Genomic DNA, 16,432 nt, shown 5'->3' with positions numbered 1-16,432 from the left:
GCCAGAATCCGCCGGCTTGTGCGCCTTGGAGGCCCTCGGTAACTTGATTCCCGTCACTGCCCTTCAGTGATCGGGTTTAGTCGCCCGAGGTTTTCAGCGGGTTCACAAGCTCCGTCAGTCAGGTATTTCATCCCTGCACTTGATGGTGGTTGTGCGCAGGGCGCCTTCGGGCGCGCCGGTAATGCTGGACTCCCCGGTCGACTAACCTGCGCACAGCCGCCGCCCTGTGGCGAGGGAGCTTGCTCCCGCTGGGCTGCGCAGCAGCCCCAAAAAAGCGGACGCGATATTCCTGACACACCGCAATGTCCGATTTTAGGGCCGCTCCGCGCCCCAGCGGGAGCAAGCTCCCTCGCCACAAAAACCCCGCATGTTCTCTGGTCCCACAGGTGAATAAATGGCCCTTACACGAAACTACAAACATACGATTGCGGAACGCGCCAAAAGCGATCCAGCGTTCGCCCGAATTCTGCGGGATGAAGCCTTCACAAGTTTCGATGCTGCCAGCTATCTCCAAATGGCAGAGGAAAAGTTGGCTTATCTTGATGCTTGCCTGGAAGAAGATAAGGGTGACGGCGTCTTGATTCGAGCGGCCCTCAACGATATCGCCCGGGCAAACGATATAGCACAGGTTTATACCGGCGCAGGTCGGGAACGACTGGAGATCAAATGATCAATAATGCCCGTGGCGAGGGAGCTTGCTCCCGCTGGGCTGCGCAGCAGCCCCAAAGAAGGTGAACGCTATTTTCCTGACACACCGCAATTTCTGGTTTTAGGGCCGCTCCGCGCTGGAGCGCCAGCCCGGCCCAGCGGGAGCAAGCTCCCTCGCCACGAAAGCACTCACCTGAAAATATCTTGCTACTGTTACTCACAAGCCTGCGACCCTACACCGCACGTGGCCTTTTTACTTCTGCCCCCCGATCAGGCTAAATACCGGCCACCTGATCGCCCAACCGAGCGGATTGCCCCATGTCCCGACAACGGCTTGCATTTGCCTGGATCGCCTGCTTCGCAGTGCTGTTCAACATGCTTGCCATGCCGCTTTCCAACAGCGGGGGTGCGGCCGCCAATTCGCCTGCCGAGCAACTGCTGTGGGGCAGTTTCTGCTCGTCCAGCGGCACGAAGATGGTCGCGGTGTCCCTGGGCAAATTCGAACAGGGCACGCCACAGCAAGACAATCACTCGACGATGCAACATTGCTGGTGCTGCTCAGGTCCGGCGCCGTTGGTGGCGCTGGCCGGGCATGCCCCGCAGTTGTATCTGGATGCACAGCTGGCCCATCGCAGTGCCATCCATTCGAAGCTCGACAGCCCTACCCCGCGCCAGCAATGGCCGAGCCTCAATCCCCGCGCTTCACCTCTGGCCTGATTCTTCCCGCATCAAACTGCGCCCTGAATCGTTCCGGAGAATTGCCATGTTGAACAGACTTATCCTGCTGGTTGCCCTGCTGCTTCCCATCGGCTTCGCCCAAGCTCACCAGTACAAAGCGGGCGAACTTGAGATCGCTCATCCATGGTCCCAGGAGTTGCCGCCCAACGCGCCGACCGTGGCCGCCTATTTCGTCATTCACAACAGCGGCACCACCGCAGACAAACTGCTCAGCGTCGACTCGCCCATCGCCGGCAAGGCCGAGCTTCATGAGCATGTGATGCAAAACGACTTGATGAAGATGCAGCCGGTGCCCGTCGTGAGTATCGCTCCCGGTGCGACCATCACCTTCGCACCGATGGCCTACCACGTAATGCTGCTGGACCTGAAGGACCGCAGCCTGCTCAGCGACGGCAAACGCTTCCCCATGACCCTGCATTTCGAACAGGCCGGGGATGTCACGGTCGACGTCAAGGTGCAGAAAAAAGCCCCTGACGGCGCCAAGACACACATGCACGCGCAGTAGACGTAGCCGCCCGTGCACGCCTTTCGCGCCAGGCCGTCCATGCCCCGCCGTCAGCCCATGAGCCTGACCCGCGGCAGCTGGATCAGCCTGTTCGCCATGCTGATGATCTTTATCGGTCCGCTGGTTTCCCAGTCGATGCCGATGGATCAACGCATGTCTTCGTCCATGCCTGTGTCCATGAGCATGGAGATGGGCATGGACATGACGGCGCACGAAGCGCCGGCAGCCGAACATTGCCCGCCCCAGGGCGAGCACCATGCGCTGTGGGAAAAATGCGGGTATTGCAGCCTGCTGTTCAACTGCCCCGCCCTCACTGGCGGCCATACTTTCACCGTCTTCGACACGCCGCCCACACATACCTATACCGGTCCCTCCCCGCGCCTGGGCCACGCCCGGCCAGCATTCTTCCCCGGTGCCCGCACGCGCGCACCGCCCATCGTCGCGTAGCCCCGACACTTACTCACCCGGTCGCAAAAAGACAGCCCAGGCTGCCCGACCGTGTCGTCTACGTCTGTTCGATGGAATCATCATGCCCAGGTTTTCTGCTGGCATCGCTTTGGGCTCTGCCCAGGTTAGCTGCCCCCTGAACGAGCCACCGGTTCGTTTGCGCCAAACCCTCGCCGCACTGTGCGGCCTGCTGCTTGCCCCGCTCGTGTTGGCCGACGAGCACGAGCATCACGATCATCAGGCCGAAGAACTGAGCCCGACGGTCATCACCGCCATCGCCCCCAGCTCGCCGCTGACTGTCGTCACCAACCCCAAGGACCCGCGCCAACCGGTGCCGGCCAGCGATGGCGGCGACTACCTCAAGACCATTCCCGGCTTCGCCCTGGTGCGCAACGGCGGCACCAATGGCGACCCGGTGTTGCGCGGCATGTTCGGCTCACGACTGAACATACTCACCAACGGCAGCATGTTGTTGGGTGCTTGCCCAGGTCGGATGGACGCGCCGACCTCCTACATATCGCCGGAAACCTACGACAAGCTCACCGTCATCAAGGGCCCGCAAACCGTGCTCTGGGGCCCCGGCGCATCGGCCGGGACCGTGCTGTTCGAGCGCGAGCCGGAACAGTTCGGCGAACTGGGCACGCGAGTCAATGCCAGCGTGCTGGCCGGCTCCAACGGTCGTTTCGACAAAGTGCTGGATGCCGCCGCCGGGGGCCCGCTGGGTTATGTCCGGGTAATCGGCAACACCGCGCATTCGGACGATTACCGCGACGGCAATAACGACAGCGTGCCGTCGCGCTATGACAAGTGGAATGGCGACGTCACCCTCGGCTGGACGCCAGACGCCGATACCCTGCTGGAGCTGACGGCCGGCAAGGGCGACGGTGAAGCGCGCTACGCCGGGCGCGGCATGGACGGTTCGCAGTTCAAGCGTGAAAGCCTCGGACTGCGCTTCGAGCGTTCGAACATCGGCGAGGTGCTGGACAAGGTCGAGGCCCAGGTCTACTACAACTACGCCGATCACGTGATGGACAACTACACGCTGCGCACGCCGTCCGGTACGGGGATGATGGCCGGGCCCATGGCCTCCAACGTCGACCGCCGTACCCTCGGCGCCCGTATCAAGGCCACCTGGCGTTGGGCCGATGTGCAACTGATCAGCGGCCTGGACGCCCAGACCAACGAGCATCGCCAACGCAGCAGCATGGGCGTGGACACCTACAAGGACCTGCCGTACACCAAGGACGCCGACTTCCACAACTACGGGGCGTTCGGCGAACTGACCTGGTACGCCGCCGACCGCGACCGAGTGATCACCGGCGCCCGGCTCGATCGCGCCTCGGCCAAGGATTACCGCCAGAGCATCGGTTCCGGCATGTCGGCCCGTCCCAATCCTACTGCCGATGACACCCGCGCCGACACGCTGCCCAGCGGTTTCGTCCGCTACGAGCACGACCTGGACGACAGCCCCACCACCCTCTACGCAGGCATCGGTCACGCGCAACGGTTCCCGGATTACTGGGAGCTGTTCTCGCCGAACACCGGCCCGAGCGGTTCGCTGAATGCTTTCGACGCGATCAAGCCGGAGAAAACCACTCAGCTCGACTTCGGCCTGCAGTACAAGACCGAAACCCTCGAAGCCTGGGCATCGGGATACGTCGGGCAGGTACGCGACTACATCCTGTTCGACTACACGCCGGGGATGATGGGCACCACTTCCCGGGCCGAGAACATCGACGCACGGATCATGGGCGCTGAACTGGGCGCGGCCTACAAGCTCACCGAGCACTGGAAAGCCGACGCCACCCTGGCCTACGCCTGGGGCAAGAACAGCAGCGACGGCAGCGCCCTGGCGCAAATGCCACCGCTGGACGCTCGCCTGGGCCTGACCTACAGCGAAGACCGCTGGAGCGTCGGGGCCTTGTGGCGCGTGGTGGCGGCGCAGCACCGGGTCGATGAAAACAAAGGCAACGTGGTGGGCAAGGACTACGGCAAAAGTTCGGGCTTCGGCGTGTTCTCGCTCAACGGTGCCTACCGCATCAATCAGCACTGGAAGGTCAGCAGCGGGGTCGACAACCTGTTCGGCAAAGCCTACGCCGAGCACCTGAACCTGGCCGGCAACGCCGGGTTCGGCTACCCGGCGAGCGATCCCCAGGCCATCAACGAACCGGGGCGCACGCTCTGGACGAAGGTGGATATGAGTTTCTAACAACACAGGCCAAGCCTGACACCTGCCCCCGTGGCGAGGGAGCTTGCTCCCGCTCGGTTGCGTAGCAATCGCAAAAAGCCAGGGACTGCTGCGCAGTCCAGCGGGAGCAAGCTCCCTCGCCACGGGGTCTGTGTTTAGGGCTCCTGCTTATCGGTTGCCTGGCAACCGCACAACATAACAACCCATTTTGCCCTGCGGAGCGCTTTGCAATGAGCCAACCGAAACCGAACTTCTACAACCTGGCCTGGCGCTGGCATTTTTATGCCGGTCTGTTCGTCGCGCCGTTCATGGTGATGCTGGCCCTGACCGGCATCATTTACTTGTTCAAGCCACAACTCGACCCCCTGATGTACGGCGATCTGCTGAACGTGCCGGCCGGCCATCACACCTTGGCGGCGGACGATCTGCTCAAGCAGGTTCGCCAGGCCTATCCAGAGGGCCAGGTCACACAGTACCTGCCGCCGATCGATAGCGAACGCAGCGCGCAATTCGTGGTGATCGACAAGGGCAGGGAGTTGAACGTGTTCATCGACCCGTACCACGGCGATGTCCTCGGCGAACAGGACGCTAAAAACAACCTGCAAGCCATGGCGCGGGCGATCCACGGCGAGTTGCTGATCGGCACCGTCGGCGATCGGCTGGTGGAAATGGCCGCCGGCTGGGGCGTGGTATTGCTGGTTTCCGGGCTGTACCTGTGGTGGCCGCGCGGGCAATCGTCGGCCGGCGTGCTGTGGCCGCGCTGGAATGCTCGCGGCCGGGTGTTCTGGCGTGACCTGCACGTCGTTATCGGGTTCTGGGGCTCGGCGTTCTTGCTGGTGATGCTGCTCAGCGGCATGACCTGGACCGGCTTCTGGGGCAAGCAATACGCCGACCTCTGGAACCGCTTCCCGGCAGCGATGTGGAACGACGTGCCAAAGTCTGACGTGGAGGCCGGCAGCCTCAACCACGCCCACCGCCAGACCGTGCCCTGGGCCGTGGAAAACACGCCGATGCCGATGTCCGGCGATCATGCCGAACATATGGCCCATGGCGGCATGCACGAAGGCCCCGCCGCCCCGAGCGTCAGCTTGCAGGCGGTGCAGGACATCGCTACCGAGCGCAACGTCGAACCCGGCTACAGCATCACGTTCCCGACGACTGCCTCCGGCGTTTTCACCATCGCCGTGTTCGCCGACGACCCGCGCAATGACGCGACCCTGCATGTTGACCAATACACCGGCAAGGTCCTGGCCGATGTGCGCTGGGAGCACTACAACCTCGTGGCCCGCGCCACCGAAACCGGAGTGATGCTGCATGAAGGCAAGATGTTCGGCCCGGTGAACCAGATCATCGTGTTGTTGATCTGCCTGATGATCCTGCTCAGCGCCGTGAGCGGCCTGGTGATCTGGTGGAAGCGCCGGCCGCAAGGCAAGTTCGGCGTGCCGCCGTTGCGTCACGACTTGCCGACCTGGAAGAGCGGCGTGTTCATCATGCTGGCCCTGGCGGTTGTGTTCCCGTTGGTGGGAGCTTCACTGGTAGTGGTGTGGTTGCTGGATCGCCTGGTCATCCGGTTCAAGCGCCAGCCTGAGGTCGCCTCATCTTCAAATTGAAGACTGTGCGTTAACGGAAAGCGGCGCGATGCCTCTACAATCGCGTCCGCCTTTCGAACTGCTTGTCCTATGACTCGAGTAGATGCATGACCTCGCTGACCCTCTCCCATCTCGCCTGGACGCCCTTGGGCCATGGCCACTGTCATCACCAGTTCCAGCTGCGCGACGCCACGTTGCAGGTGGCGGCCGGGGAGTTTGTCGGGTTGATCGGTCCCAACGGCAGCGGCAAGACCAGCCTGTTGCGCTGCGCCTATCGCTTCAGTCGACCGGAACATGGCGAGGTGAAACTTGAGCATCACAACCTCTGGAAACAGTCTTCGCGCTGGTGCGCCCAACGTATCGCCGTGGTGCTGCAAGAGTTTCCCGATGCCTTTGGCCTGACGGTCGAGGAAGTGGTCGCCATGGGCCGCACGCCTCACAAAGGTCTGTTCGACGGCGACACACACGAAGACCGCTGCCTGGTGCTCCAGGCTTTGCAATCGGCGGGACTCGACGGCTTTGGCGATCATGCATTCTCGACGCTGTCAGGCGGAGAAAAACAGCGGGTAATCCTCGCCCGGGCACTGGCCCAACAACCGCAGTTGTTGATTCTTGATGAACCGACCAATCACCTCGACCCTCGTTACCAACTGCAATTGCTGCAATTGATCAAACGCCTGGGTATCGGCACCCTCGCCAGCATTCACGACCTGAACCTGGCCGCCGCGTTCTGCGATCGCCTGTATGTGATCGAACACGGACGGATCGTCGCCAGCGGCACGCCCAAGGATGTCTTGACCAGCGCACTGCTGCGTGAGGTGTTCGGCGTTGAAGCGCTGGTGGACGAACACCCGCTGGCCGGCTACCCACGTATCACTTGGATAACCCAACCATGACCTTGCGTTCCCTGCTGTTGCTGCCCTTGCTGCTGGGCAGCGCCCATGCGTTGGCCGAAGCCACTCGCTACCCGTTGACGATCCAGAGTTGCAACCGCCAAGTGGTATTCAACGAGGCGCCCCGGCACGCCGTCAGCCATGACATCAACATGACCCAGATGATGCTCGCCCTGGGCCTCAAGCCGCGCATGGTCGGCTACAGCGGCATCAGTGGCTGGAAATCGGTAACGTCGGACATGGCGAAGATCCTCGATGGCCTGCCGGAACTGGCCGCCAAGTATCCCTCGGTGGAAACCTTGCTCAATGCCAACGTCGATTTCTTCTTCGCCGGTTGGGACTACGGCATGCGGGTGGGTGGCGACCTGACGCCGCAAACCCTGCAACCGCTGGGCATCAACGTCTACGAACTGACCGAATCCTGTGCGTTCGTGATGAAACGCCCGGCGGCCACGCTGGAGGACACCTACAACGACCTGCGCAATCTCGGGAAGATCTTCGACGTGCAGGATCGCGCCGATGCGCTGATCGCGACGATGCAGGCCCAGGTGGCCGAAGTCCGCCAACACCTGCCGTCCGAACGCCCTAAGGTATTCCTCTACGACAGCGGCGAGGATCGAGCGATGACATCCGGGCGCCTGGGCATGCCCCAGGCGCTGATCGACGCGGCGGGCGGGCGCAACATCCTCGACGACGTGGAAACCAGTTGGACCCGGGTCAACTGGGAGAACGTGGTGGAGCGCAACCCCGAAGTGATCGTGATCGTCGACTATGGCGAAACCACCGCCGAGCAGAAGCAGCAATTCCTTTTGGATAATCCGGCACTGCACTCGGTGGATGCGATCAAGCATCGGCGCTTCATCGTGATCCCCTACGTACAGGCCACGCCGGGCATCGATAACGTGCTTGCGGTGCAAACCCTGGCGAAGGGTTTCCACCGCCAATGAACACTCGTCGCTATGGCGCGCTGTTGATCTTGCTCGGCGTAATGCTGCTCGTGTCGTGCGTGGTGTCCCTGGGCTTCGGGCCCGCGCGGGTGCCGGTGGGCGTGGCCTGGGACATTCTGTTGAACAAGGCTTTCGGCGTGGGCGATGTCCATTGGACGCCGGGGCAGGAGCACATCGTCTGGCTGATCCGCGTACCGCGCCTGCTGCTTGGCGCCCTGGTGGGCGCGGGGCTGGCGTTGATCGGTGCGGTGCTGCAAGCGGTCACGCGCAATCCACTCGCCGATCCGCATCTTCTCGGCGTGACGTCCGGCGCGACCCTGGGTGCGGTCATCGTGGTGCTGCATGTCGGCGAAATCATCGGCCTGCTCACCTTGCCCCTCGCCGCGTTTATCGGCGCATTGCTGAGCATGTTGCTGGTGTTGGCCATCGCCGCCCGCCAGGGTCGCCTGGAAAGTGATCGCCTGCTGCTGTGCGGCGTCGCGGTGTCGTTCGTGATGATGGCGGCGGCCAACTTGCTGTTGTTCCTCGGTGATCATCGCGCCAGTTCAGCGGTAATGTTCTGGATGCTCGGCGGCCTGGGCCTGGCGCGCTGGGAACTGCTGGCCGTGCCGGCGGCCAGTGTGGTGCTGGGACTGGTGTTGCTGCTGGGCATGGCCCGCCCGTTGAACGCGCTGATGGCGGGCGAGCAGACCGCCGTGACGCTGGGGCTGAACGCGGCGAAGGTGCGGTTGTGGATCTTCCTGATCGCGTCCTTGATGACCGGCGTGCTGGTCTCCATCAGCGGCTCGATTGGTTTCGTCGGGCTGATGGTCCCGCACATCGCGCGACGCCTGGTGGGTGCCGAGCATCGGCGGTTGCTGCCAGCCTGCGTACTGCTCGGCAGCCTGTTCCTGGTGTGGGTGGACGTGGCGGCCCGCACGCTGATCGCGCCGGAGGACTTGCCGATTGGAGTCGCTACCGCAGCTATTGGTGGACTGTTTTTTATCGGTCTGATGCGCCGTCGCTGAACAGATGCTTCTTTTGGTACACGCCGAACAGTTCAGTCCCAAGGCCACCCTGTCGAAAATGCTCAAGCTCGGCTCGAACCAGATCAATGACTAACGCACGGTCTTGCGCTTTTTCAAGATTGAAATTTCCACTGTAGGCAAGATTGACCATTCGCCAGAGGAAGCAGTTGGTGCGGTACACATCGACAGGCCTCAGCCAACGCTCAAGAAGCGCGGTAATGTCTTCACTTCGAATGCCTTCAAAACACCCTATCGAGTGGTCCCTGTCCGGAATGACCGGGTCGACAACCTGTGTATCGACATTCCATCGGTAGCGCGCCGGCAATGCCGAGAACGCTGCATCAGCAGCAGTTATCGCCTCCGGCCACAAGCGATTGCCATTGCGCCCTACGGCCTCACCCAGACTCCAGAATTCTCCATGGTTCTTCAAACTGCGGGAGATAAAGAGCATGACCTTTTCCAGCTCTACCAAATGATGCAATGCCGAAACACACATAATGACATCCCACTGTTCACCGGTAGGCACCAGGTTATTCGCATCAGCCACGATCAAATCCAGGCTGATGGCAGATGAAAACTGCTTCGCCGCGATTTGCAGCAGGTCTTCGTTGATATCCAGCAGGGACCATTCCACTCCTTCGGGAACGGCCGCCGACAAACCCGCCTCTATCCGCGCGGCACCACTGCATATCGACAAGACTTTTATTGAACCGTGATCGCTGACTTTCTGGCGTAGCCTCGCTTGAAAATCAGGCGGTGTTTGCGGGACGTTCGCTCTCAGGAGACGCGTCGCGTAAGAATAGGCGGCCTCGGCTTCGAACGGTTCCAACATGACGATGTCAGCCTGCGCATCACGCCCTTGCGGCTGAATCATTCCATTTAATTGGCGAACGCTGCGCGCAATGCCCATTGCGGTTTCACTTTGTCGCTCCTGAACTTTCGAATAGAACTCGTTCCGGTAGACACTGCTGAAGTGAGCCATCTCGTTTTTTATGCGCATCTGAAGATGGGTTTTCGCCAGAAGAGCCCTCATCTCGCCCTCCCTGGCGACGCACAAGTCAGAGATCGCCAGCCAATCTGCCGTAGGGTCATTCTCCGCTCCTGGCCCACACGCTACCAAGAGATGGCCACTTTTTCCCGCCAACCAAGCCAGGTCAAACTCTGCCGTTCTCCATTCCGACGGCGTGTTCCCTCCGCAAAAATGAAACAAGCCGAGTTGAAATTCCGAATGATCTCCGTCGTCAAGAAAAACCAGTGAACAGGCGAGTCCATCCAAACTGATGTTGGGTAGCGCTGCGGAAAAACGAATGTAGAGTCTTGAATCAGAGAACACATTCAGCCTGCTACTTCGAAGATGTTCTCCAGCGGTGAGAATCAGCGAATACCTTGCTTCTCTCAAATGCGTCACGTGCATCCATTGTGGATGCTCGGCCTGTTTAACTTCGGGCAGCACGTCAAAAATGGCCGTCTCGTCGAGAAGAAAACAGCTTGCAGCGCCAGCGTCATTCAAACGGATTTCCCCCTTCTTCAGAATGGCAGAAGAGTCAGCATAGTCGGGCGGCCTGAAATCTCACGTTGAATTCTCCACTTCCACGCCCCAATGCGGAGCGCCACATTGCACCAGCCCCAGCGATACGGTCACTGATGGTGCATTGTCATTTTCCCCTCCACCCGCCAACCCCGCATTTCCAAGCCTTTCCCCGACCGGGCACACCCCTTGCAAAAGCGCCTTCAGCGTCTGCATCTGCCATCCAGAAAAACACCAAGACCACGGAGATCGCACCATGAAGCGTCGTAGCTTGATCAAGGCTTTTACACTCTCGGCAAGCATTGCCGCGATGGGCATGGCCTGGACCGTCCAGGCCGCCGAGACCATCAAGGTCGGCATCCTGCATTCGCTGTCGGGCACCATGGCGATCTCCGAGACGTCCCTCAAGGACATGGCGCTGATGACCATTGACGAGATCAACGCCAAGGGTGGTGTGAACGGCAAGAAGCTTGAGGCGGTGGTCGTGGACCCGGCGTCGAACTGGCCGCTGTTCGCCGAAAAGGGCCGGCAGTTGCTGACCCAGGACAAGGTCGCCGTGGTGTTCGGGTGCTGGACGTCGGTGTCGCGCAAATCGGTGTTGCCGGTGTTCGAAGAACTCAATGGCCTGCTGTTCTACCCGGTGCAATACGAAGGCGAAGAGATGTCGCCGAACGTGTTCTACACCGGCGCGGCGCCGAACCAGCAGGCGATTCCGGCGGTGGAATACCTGATGAGCGAAGAAGGCGGCAGCGCCAAGCGCTACTTCCTGTTGGGCACTGACTACGTCTACCCGCGCACCACCAACAAAATCCTGCGTTCGTTCCTGCATTCCAAGGGCGTGGCGGACAAGGACATCGAAGAGGTCTACACCCCGTTCGGCCATAGCGATTACCAGACCATCGTCGCCAACATCAAAAAGTTCTCGGCCGGCGGCAAGACTGCGGTCATCTCCACGGTCAATGGTGACTCCAACGTTCCGTTCTACAAAGAACTGGCGAACCAGGGCCTGAAGGCCACCGATGTGCCAGTCGTGGCGTTCTCGGTGGGCGAAGAGGAACTGCGCGGCATCGACACCAAGCCGCTGGTGGGCAACCTGGCGGCGTGGAACTACTTCGAGTCGGTGGATAACCCGGCGAACAAGAAATTCGTCGACGCCTGGAAAGCCTATGCCAAGGCGAAGAACCTGCCAGGCGCGGACAAAGCCGTTACCAACGACCCGATGGAAGCCACGTACGTCGGCATCCATATGTGGGCGCAAGCGGTGGAAAAAGCCAAGTCCACCGATGTCGACAAAGTCCGCGAAGCCTTGGCCGGCCAGACCTTTGCCGCACCGTCGGGCTACACCCTGACCATGGACAAGACCAACCACCACCTGCACAAGCCAGTGATGATCGGCGAGATCCAGGCCGACGGTCAGTTCAACGTGGTCTGGCAGACCGAAGGGCCGATCCGCGCGCAACCGTGGAGCCCGTTCATCACCGGCAACGACAAGAAGCCTGACTATGCGGTGAAGAGCAACTGACCCCGGGAAGAAGCCCCTAACCCTGCTGATCGTTCCCACGCTCTGCGTGGGAATGCCTCACCGGACGCTCTGCGTCCACCATGGGACGCGGAGCGTCCCGGGCTGCGTTCCCACGCGGAGCGTGGGAACGATCAAACACGCAAGGCCAAGCATATGCCCACCGCCCTCTACCGCCTCATCCTCGCCCTGGCGCTGCTGTTGCCACTGGCGACGACCCATGCCGGCGATGCCGAAGATTTCGTCGCCGCCAATCCGACCCAGCAAGCCAAGCTGCTGGAAACCTGGGCCGCGCAGCCCGACCCGACGCGCGTCGAATTGATCAACGCCTTGCAGCAAGGCCAGTTGACCGTCGACGGCCAACCGAAAAACCTGCGCCTGAACAACCGCTTGCGGGGGCTGATTGAAACCGCCCTCGCCAGCCACCAGTTGCTCGCCGTTGATGCCCGCGTACGCCTGGGCGCCGCGCAGCAACTGCAAAAAAGCGCGCGCCCGGCGCAACTGGCGTTCCTCGACCGGCAACTGGCCGGCGAGCAGGACGAAGACGTACACGCCGCCCTGAGCCTGGCCCTGGCCAACCTGCAACTGGTAGATGCCAACCCTTCCGTGCGCCTCGCCGCCGTCCGCCTGCTGGGGGAAACTGGTGACCCGCTGGCCCGCACCCGCCTGGAAACGCTGCTCGAACCCGGCGTCGAAACCGATGCCGCCGTGCGCACCGCCGCCGAAACCAGCCTCGGCCAGGTCAAGCGCAAGCTCCTGGTCGGCGAGCTGCTGGGCCAGGCCTTCAGCGGCATGTCCCTGGGTTCGATCCTGCTGCTGGCCGCCCTCGGCCTGGCGATCACCTTCGGCCTGCTGGGGGTGATCAACATGGCCCACGGCGAGATGCTCATGTTGGGTGCCTATTCCACTTATGTGGTGCAGATGCTGTTCCAGCGCTTCGCCCCGAACGCCATCGAGTTCTATCCGCTGATCGCCCTGCCGGTGGCGTTCTTCATCACTGCTGCCATCGGCATGGCCCTGGAACGCACGGTGATCCGTCATCTTTATGGACGTCCGCTGGAAACCCTGCTCGCCACGTGGGGCATCAGCCTGATGCTGATCCAACTGGTGCGCCTGGTGTTCGGTGCGCAGAACGTCGAAGTCGCCAACCCAGCCTGGCTCTCAGGCGGGATCCAGGTGTTGCCGAACCTGGTGCTGCCGTACAACCGCATCGTGATCATCGCCTTCGCGCTGTTCGTGGTGGTACTGACCTGGCTACTGCTGAACAAGACGCGCCTGGGCCTGAACGTGCGCGCCGTGACCCAGAATCGCAATATGGCCGCCTGCTGCGGCGTGCCCACCGGCCGCGTGGACATGCTCGCCTTCGGCCTCGGCTCGGGCATCGCCGGGCTTGGCGGCGTGGCCCTGAGCCAGATCGGCAACGTCGGCCCGGACCTGGGCCAGAGCTACATCATCGACTCATTCCTGGTGGTGGTGCTCGGTGGCGTCGGCCAACTCGCCGGCAGTGTGTTCGCCGCGTTCGGCCTGGGCATCGCCAATAAGATCCTCGAACCGCAGACCGGCGCCGTGCTCGGCAAGATCCTGATCCTCGCGCTGATCATTCTGTTCATCCAGAAGCGTCCGCAAGGCCTCTTCGCGCTCAAAGGACGGGTAATCGACTGATGAACCAGCCCCTGATGCTCACGGCCACGCAAAAGGCCGGCCCCAAAGTCACCCTCGTCGTCGGCGCGCTGATCCTCGCCGCGCTGCTGAGCCTGCCGTTGCTGTCGCTGCTGGCGGCGGACAATCCGCTGCACGTCTCAGCCTACACCTTGACCCTGGTAGGCAAGATTCTTTGCTACGCCATCGTCGCCCTGGCGCTGGACCTGGTCTGGGGCTACGCCGGCTTGCTCTCCCTGGGCCATGGCCTGTTCTTCGCCCTGGGCGGCTATGCCATGGGCATGTACCTGATGCGCCAGGCCGCCGGCGATGGCTTGCCGGCGTTCATGACCTTCTTGTCGTGGACTGAACTGCCCTGGTACTGGGCCGGCACCGACAGTTTCCTCTGGGCGATGTGCCTGGTGATGCTGGCGCCGGGTTTGCTGGCGCTGGTGTTCGGCTTCTTCGCCTTCCGCTCGCGGATCAAGGGCGTGTATTTCTCGATCATGACCCAGGCCCTGACGTTTGCCGGAATGCTGCTGTTTTTCCGCAACGAAACCGGGTTTGGCGGCAACAACGGCTTTACTAATTTCCGTTCGATCCTGGGCTTTGGCATCACTGAGCCGGGCACTCGCGCGGTGCTGTTTTTCGCCACGGTACTGTTGCTGGTGGCGAGCCTGTTCATCGGCTGGCGCCTGGCCCGTAGCAAATTCGGCCGGGTGCTGACTGCCCTGCGCGACGCGGAAAACCGCCTGATGTTCTGCGGCTACGATCCCCGTGGTTTCAAGCTCTTCGTCTGGGTGTTGAGCGCAGTGTTGTGCGGCCTGGCCGGGGCGTTGTACGTGCCGCAAGTGGGCATCATCAACCCCAGCGAAATGTCGCCGACCAACTCCATCGAGGCCGCCGTCTGGGTCGCCCTTGGCGGGCGCGGCACGTTGATTGGGCCGTTGCTGGGCGCCGGGGTGGTGAACGGCATGAAGAGCTGGTTTACCGTAGCGTTTCCTGAGTATTGGCTGTTCTTCCTCGGGGCACTGTTCATCGTCGTGACCCTGTATCTGCCCAAGGGCGTGATCGGGCTGCTGAAGAAAAGGAGCGAATGATGCGCATCACACCCACGACGGACTTCATGCTCGAACCCATCCTGGAGCCCAACAAAGACCAAGGCAGCAGCCGCGACGCCATTGGCCTCGGCCAGGCAGCCGGCCAAGGCCTGAACACCCGCCACGGCACCATCCTGACCCTGGAAGACATCAGCGTCAGTTTCGATGGGTTCAAGGCCTTGAACGATTTGAACCTGTACATCGGCGTCGGCGAATTGCGCTGCATCATCGGCCCGAACGGTGCCGGCAAGACCACCCTGATGGACGTGATCACCGGCAAGACCCGCCCCAGCCACGGCAAGGCCTGGTTCGGCGAAACCCTGGACCTGACGACCATGAGCGAAGTGCAGATCGCCCAGGCCGGCATCGGTCGCAAGTTCCAGAAGCCGACGGTATTCGAAGCCCTGAGTGTGTTCGAGAACCTGGAGCTGGCGCTCAAGACCGACAAATCGGTGTGGGCCAGCCTGCGGGCAAAACTGAGCGGCGAGCAGCATGCCCGCATCGACGAAGTGCTCGAGACCATCCGCCTCACCACCTCGGTCAATCGCGCCGCCGGACTGTTGTCCCACGGCCAGAAGCAGTTCCTTGAGATCGGCATGCTGCTGGTCCAGGACCCGCAACTGCTACTGCTCGACGAACCGGTGGCGGGCATGACCGACGCCGAGACCGAGTTCACCGCCGAGCTGTTCAAGTCGTTGGCGGGCAAGCATTCGCTGATGGTGGTGGAGCACGACATGGGTTTTGTCGGCGCAATTGCCGACCACGTCACCGTGCTGCACCAGGGCAGTGTGCTGGCCGAGGGGTCGCTGGAACAGGTGCAGGCCGATGAGCGAGTGATCGAGGTGTATTTGGGCCGATGAATCGGCCAGCTTCAAGCGGCAAGTTGAAAGCAAAGCCGTACACCATCCTGCTCTTACTTGCAGCTTGAAGCTCACCACTTGAAGCTTAAAAAAAGGAATTCCAATGCTACAAGTCCAACACCTTCACCAATACTACGGCGGTAGCCACATCCTGCGCGGCCTGTCGTTCGACGCCAAGGTCGGCGAGGTAACCTGCCTGTTGGGGCGCAACGGCGTGGGCAAGACCACCCTGCTCAAATGCCTGATGGGCCTGTTGCCGGCCAAGGAAGGCGCGGTGAATTGGGAAGGCAAGGCCATCACTGGGTTCAAGCCGCACCAACGGGTGCACGCCGGCATCGCTTATGTGCCTCAGGGCCGGGAAATTTTCGGGCGGCTGACGGTGGAAGAAAACCTGCTGATGGGCCTGTCGCGCTTTCCCGGTTCCGAAGCCAAGGAAGTGCCGGCGTTCATCTACGAATTGTTCCCGGTACTGCTGCAAATGAAGCAACGCCGTGGCGGCGACTTGTCCGGCGGCCAGCAACAGCAGCTCGCCATTGGCCGGGCCTTGGCCAGTCGTCCGCGCCTGCTGATTCTCGACGAACCCACCGAAGGCATCCAGCCCTCAGTGATCAAGGAGATTGGCGTGGTCATCAAGAAACTCGCGGCCCGGGGCGACATGGCAATCCTGCTGGTGGAGCAGTTCTACGACTTCGCCGCCGAGCTGGCCGATCAATACCTGGTGATGTCCCGGGGCGAGATCGTGCAGCAAGGGCGCGGAGAAAATATGGAAGCCGAGGGTGTGCGCGGGCTGGTAACGATCTAGTCTTAGCGTCCCGACGATAATCA

15 protein-coding genes are annotated in these 16,432 nt (G+C 61.8%); 14 read left to right on the top strand and 1 reads right to left on the bottom strand.

Annotation, left to right across the window (positions count from 1 at the left end):
* Window positions 1-394: 394 nt before the first annotated feature.
* The 9 genes from HU806_RS26460 to HU806_RS07495 all read left to right on the top strand — a co-directional run bounded on the left by HU806_RS26460 (window position 395) and on the right by HU806_RS07495 (window position 8,962).
* On the top strand, window positions 395-670 hold the full coding sequence (locus tag HU806_RS26460; RefSeq protein WP_238350132.1) for a helix-turn-helix domain-containing transcriptional regulator: 276 nt from the start codon (window positions 395-397) through the stop codon (window positions 668-670).
* A 296-nt stretch (window positions 671-966) separates the two neighbouring features.
* A complete protein-coding gene (locus HU806_RS07530) occupies window positions 967-1,365 on the top strand; it encodes a DUF2946 domain-containing protein (RefSeq protein WP_186610796.1) in 399 nt (132 codons plus the stop codon).
* Window positions 1,366-1,411: 46 nt separating this feature from the next.
* Window positions 1,412-1,891 carry a copper chaperone PCu(A)C gene (locus HU806_RS07525; protein WP_186610795.1) on the top strand — a complete coding sequence of 160 codons (480 nt, stop codon included), beginning with the start codon at window positions 1,412-1,414 and terminating at the stop codon, window positions 1,889-1,891.
* Between the two features lie 57 nt (window positions 1,892-1,948).
* Window positions 1,949-2,338 carry a DUF2946 domain-containing protein gene (locus HU806_RS07520; protein WP_186610898.1) on the top strand — a complete coding sequence of 130 codons (390 nt, stop codon included), beginning with the start codon at window positions 1,949-1,951 and terminating at the stop codon, window positions 2,336-2,338.
* An 82-nt stretch (window positions 2,339-2,420) separates the two neighbouring features.
* Window positions 2,421-4,547 carry a TonB-dependent copper receptor gene (locus HU806_RS07515; RefSeq protein WP_186610794.1) on the top strand — a complete coding sequence of 709 codons (2,127 nt, stop codon included), beginning with the start codon at window positions 2,421-2,423 and terminating at the stop codon, window positions 4,545-4,547.
* A gap of 209 nt (window positions 4,548-4,756) precedes the next feature.
* The gene (locus tag HU806_RS07510; protein WP_186610793.1) at window positions 4,757-6,136 is read left to right on the top strand and encodes a PepSY-associated TM helix domain-containing protein; all 1,380 of its coding nucleotides are present in this window, start codon (window positions 4,757-4,759) and stop codon (window positions 6,134-6,136) included.
* Window positions 6,137-6,222: 86 nt separating this feature from the next.
* Window positions 6,223-7,011 (top strand): ABC transporter ATP-binding protein, encoded by a 789-nt coding sequence (locus HU806_RS07505; RefSeq protein ID WP_186610792.1) that lies wholly within the window; start codon window positions 6,223-6,225, stop codon window positions 7,009-7,011.
* A complete protein-coding gene (locus tag HU806_RS07500) occupies window positions 7,008-7,955 on the top strand; it encodes an ABC transporter substrate-binding protein (RefSeq protein WP_186610791.1) in 948 nt (315 codons plus the stop codon). Before HU806_RS07505 ends, HU806_RS07500 begins: the two co-directional genes overlap by 4 nt.
* Window positions 7,952-8,962 (top strand): FecCD family ABC transporter permease, encoded by a 1,011-nt coding sequence (locus tag HU806_RS07495; RefSeq protein WP_186610790.1) that lies wholly within the window; start codon window positions 7,952-7,954, stop codon window positions 8,960-8,962. Before HU806_RS07500 ends, HU806_RS07495 begins: the two co-directional genes overlap by 4 nt.
* On the opposite strand, the gene HU806_RS07490 is transcribed toward HU806_RS07495, so the two are convergent.
* The gene (locus HU806_RS07490) at window positions 8,937-10,472 is read right to left on the bottom strand and encodes a class I SAM-dependent methyltransferase (protein ID WP_186610789.1); all 1,536 of its coding nucleotides are present in this window, start codon (window positions 10,470-10,472) and stop codon (window positions 8,937-8,939) included. The two genes, HU806_RS07495 and HU806_RS07490, sit on opposite strands and share 26 nt — an antisense overlap.
* Before the next feature lie 274 nt (window positions 10,473-10,746).
* On the opposite strand from HU806_RS07490, the gene urtA reads away from it, so the two are divergent.
* The 5 genes from urtA to urtE all read left to right on the top strand — a co-directional run bounded on the left by urtA (window position 10,747) and on the right by urtE (window position 16,409).
* The gene (gene urtA / locus HU806_RS07485; RefSeq protein WP_003186287.1) at window positions 10,747-12,012 is read left to right on the top strand and encodes an urea ABC transporter substrate-binding protein; all 1,266 of its coding nucleotides are present in this window, start codon (window positions 10,747-10,749) and stop codon (window positions 12,010-12,012) included.
* A 153-nt stretch (window positions 12,013-12,165) separates the two neighbouring features.
* Window positions 12,166-13,671, top strand: coding sequence for an urea ABC transporter permease subunit UrtB (urtB, locus tag HU806_RS07480; protein WP_186610788.1), 1,506 nt, complete (start codon window positions 12,166-12,168; stop codon window positions 13,669-13,671).
* The gene (gene urtC / locus HU806_RS07475; protein ID WP_186610787.1) at window positions 13,671-14,747 is read left to right on the top strand and encodes an urea ABC transporter permease subunit UrtC; all 1,077 of its coding nucleotides are present in this window, start codon (window positions 13,671-13,673) and stop codon (window positions 14,745-14,747) included. The genes urtB and urtC overlap by 1 nt, the downstream gene beginning before the upstream one ends.
* Entirely contained in the window at window positions 14,747-15,607 is an 861-nt protein-coding gene (gene urtD / locus HU806_RS07470; RefSeq protein WP_186610786.1) for an urea ABC transporter ATP-binding protein UrtD, read from the top strand. Before urtC ends, urtD begins: the two co-directional genes overlap by 1 nt.
* A gap of 103 nt (window positions 15,608-15,710) precedes the next feature.
* Window positions 15,711-16,409, top strand: coding sequence for an urea ABC transporter ATP-binding subunit UrtE (gene urtE, locus HU806_RS07465; protein ID WP_186610785.1), 699 nt, complete (start codon window positions 15,711-15,713; stop codon window positions 16,407-16,409).
* Window positions 16,410-16,432: the final 23 nt, after the last annotated feature.

It is taken from the genome of Pseudomonas sp. SWRI154 (assembly GCF_014268645.1).
In the GTDB taxonomy this organism is placed as follows: domain Bacteria; phylum Pseudomonadota; class Gammaproteobacteria; order Pseudomonadales; family Pseudomonadaceae; genus Aquipseudomonas; species Aquipseudomonas marvdashtae.
Note: the sequence above shows the minus strand (reverse complement) of the source record. Positions and strands in the feature narration are given on the sequence as shown.

What these genes read in the sequence shown, in the direction of transcription:
- HU806_RS26460 (WP_238350132.1), top strand. Translation starts at nt 395, where the DNA reads ATGGCCCTTACACGAAACTACAAACATACGATTGCGGAACGCGCCAAA.
- HU806_RS07530 (WP_186610796.1), top strand. Translation starts at nt 967, where the DNA reads ATGTCCCGACAACGGCTTGCATTTGCCTGGATCGCCTGCTTCGCAGTG.
- HU806_RS07525 (WP_186610795.1), top strand. Translation starts at nt 1,412, where the DNA reads ATGTTGAACAGACTTATCCTGCTGGTTGCCCTGCTGCTTCCCATCGGC.
- HU806_RS07520 (WP_186610898.1), top strand. Translation starts at nt 1,949, where the DNA reads ATGAGCCTGACCCGCGGCAGCTGGATCAGCCTGTTCGCCATGCTGATG.
- HU806_RS07515 (WP_186610794.1), top strand. Translation starts at nt 2,421, where the DNA reads ATGCCCAGGTTTTCTGCTGGCATCGCTTTGGGCTCTGCCCAGGTTAGC.
- HU806_RS07510 (WP_186610793.1), top strand. Translation starts at nt 4,757, where the DNA reads ATGAGCCAACCGAAACCGAACTTCTACAACCTGGCCTGGCGCTGGCAT.
- HU806_RS07505 (WP_186610792.1), top strand. Translation starts at nt 6,223, where the DNA reads ATGACCTCGCTGACCCTCTCCCATCTCGCCTGGACGCCCTTGGGCCAT.
- HU806_RS07500 (WP_186610791.1), top strand. Translation starts at nt 7,008, where the DNA reads ATGACCTTGCGTTCCCTGCTGTTGCTGCCCTTGCTGCTGGGCAGCGCC.
- HU806_RS07495 (WP_186610790.1), top strand. Translation starts at nt 7,952, where the DNA reads ATGAACACTCGTCGCTATGGCGCGCTGTTGATCTTGCTCGGCGTAATG.
- urtA (WP_003186287.1), top strand. Translation starts at nt 10,747, where the DNA reads ATGAAGCGTCGTAGCTTGATCAAGGCTTTTACACTCTCGGCAAGCATT.
- urtB (WP_186610788.1), top strand. Translation starts at nt 12,166, where the DNA reads ATGCCCACCGCCCTCTACCGCCTCATCCTCGCCCTGGCGCTGCTGTTG.
- urtC (WP_186610787.1), top strand. Translation starts at nt 13,671, where the DNA reads ATGAACCAGCCCCTGATGCTCACGGCCACGCAAAAGGCCGGCCCCAAA.
- urtD (WP_186610786.1), top strand. Translation starts at nt 14,747, where the DNA reads ATGCGCATCACACCCACGACGGACTTCATGCTCGAACCCATCCTGGAG.
- urtE (WP_186610785.1), top strand. Translation starts at nt 15,711, where the DNA reads ATGCTACAAGTCCAACACCTTCACCAATACTACGGCGGTAGCCACATC.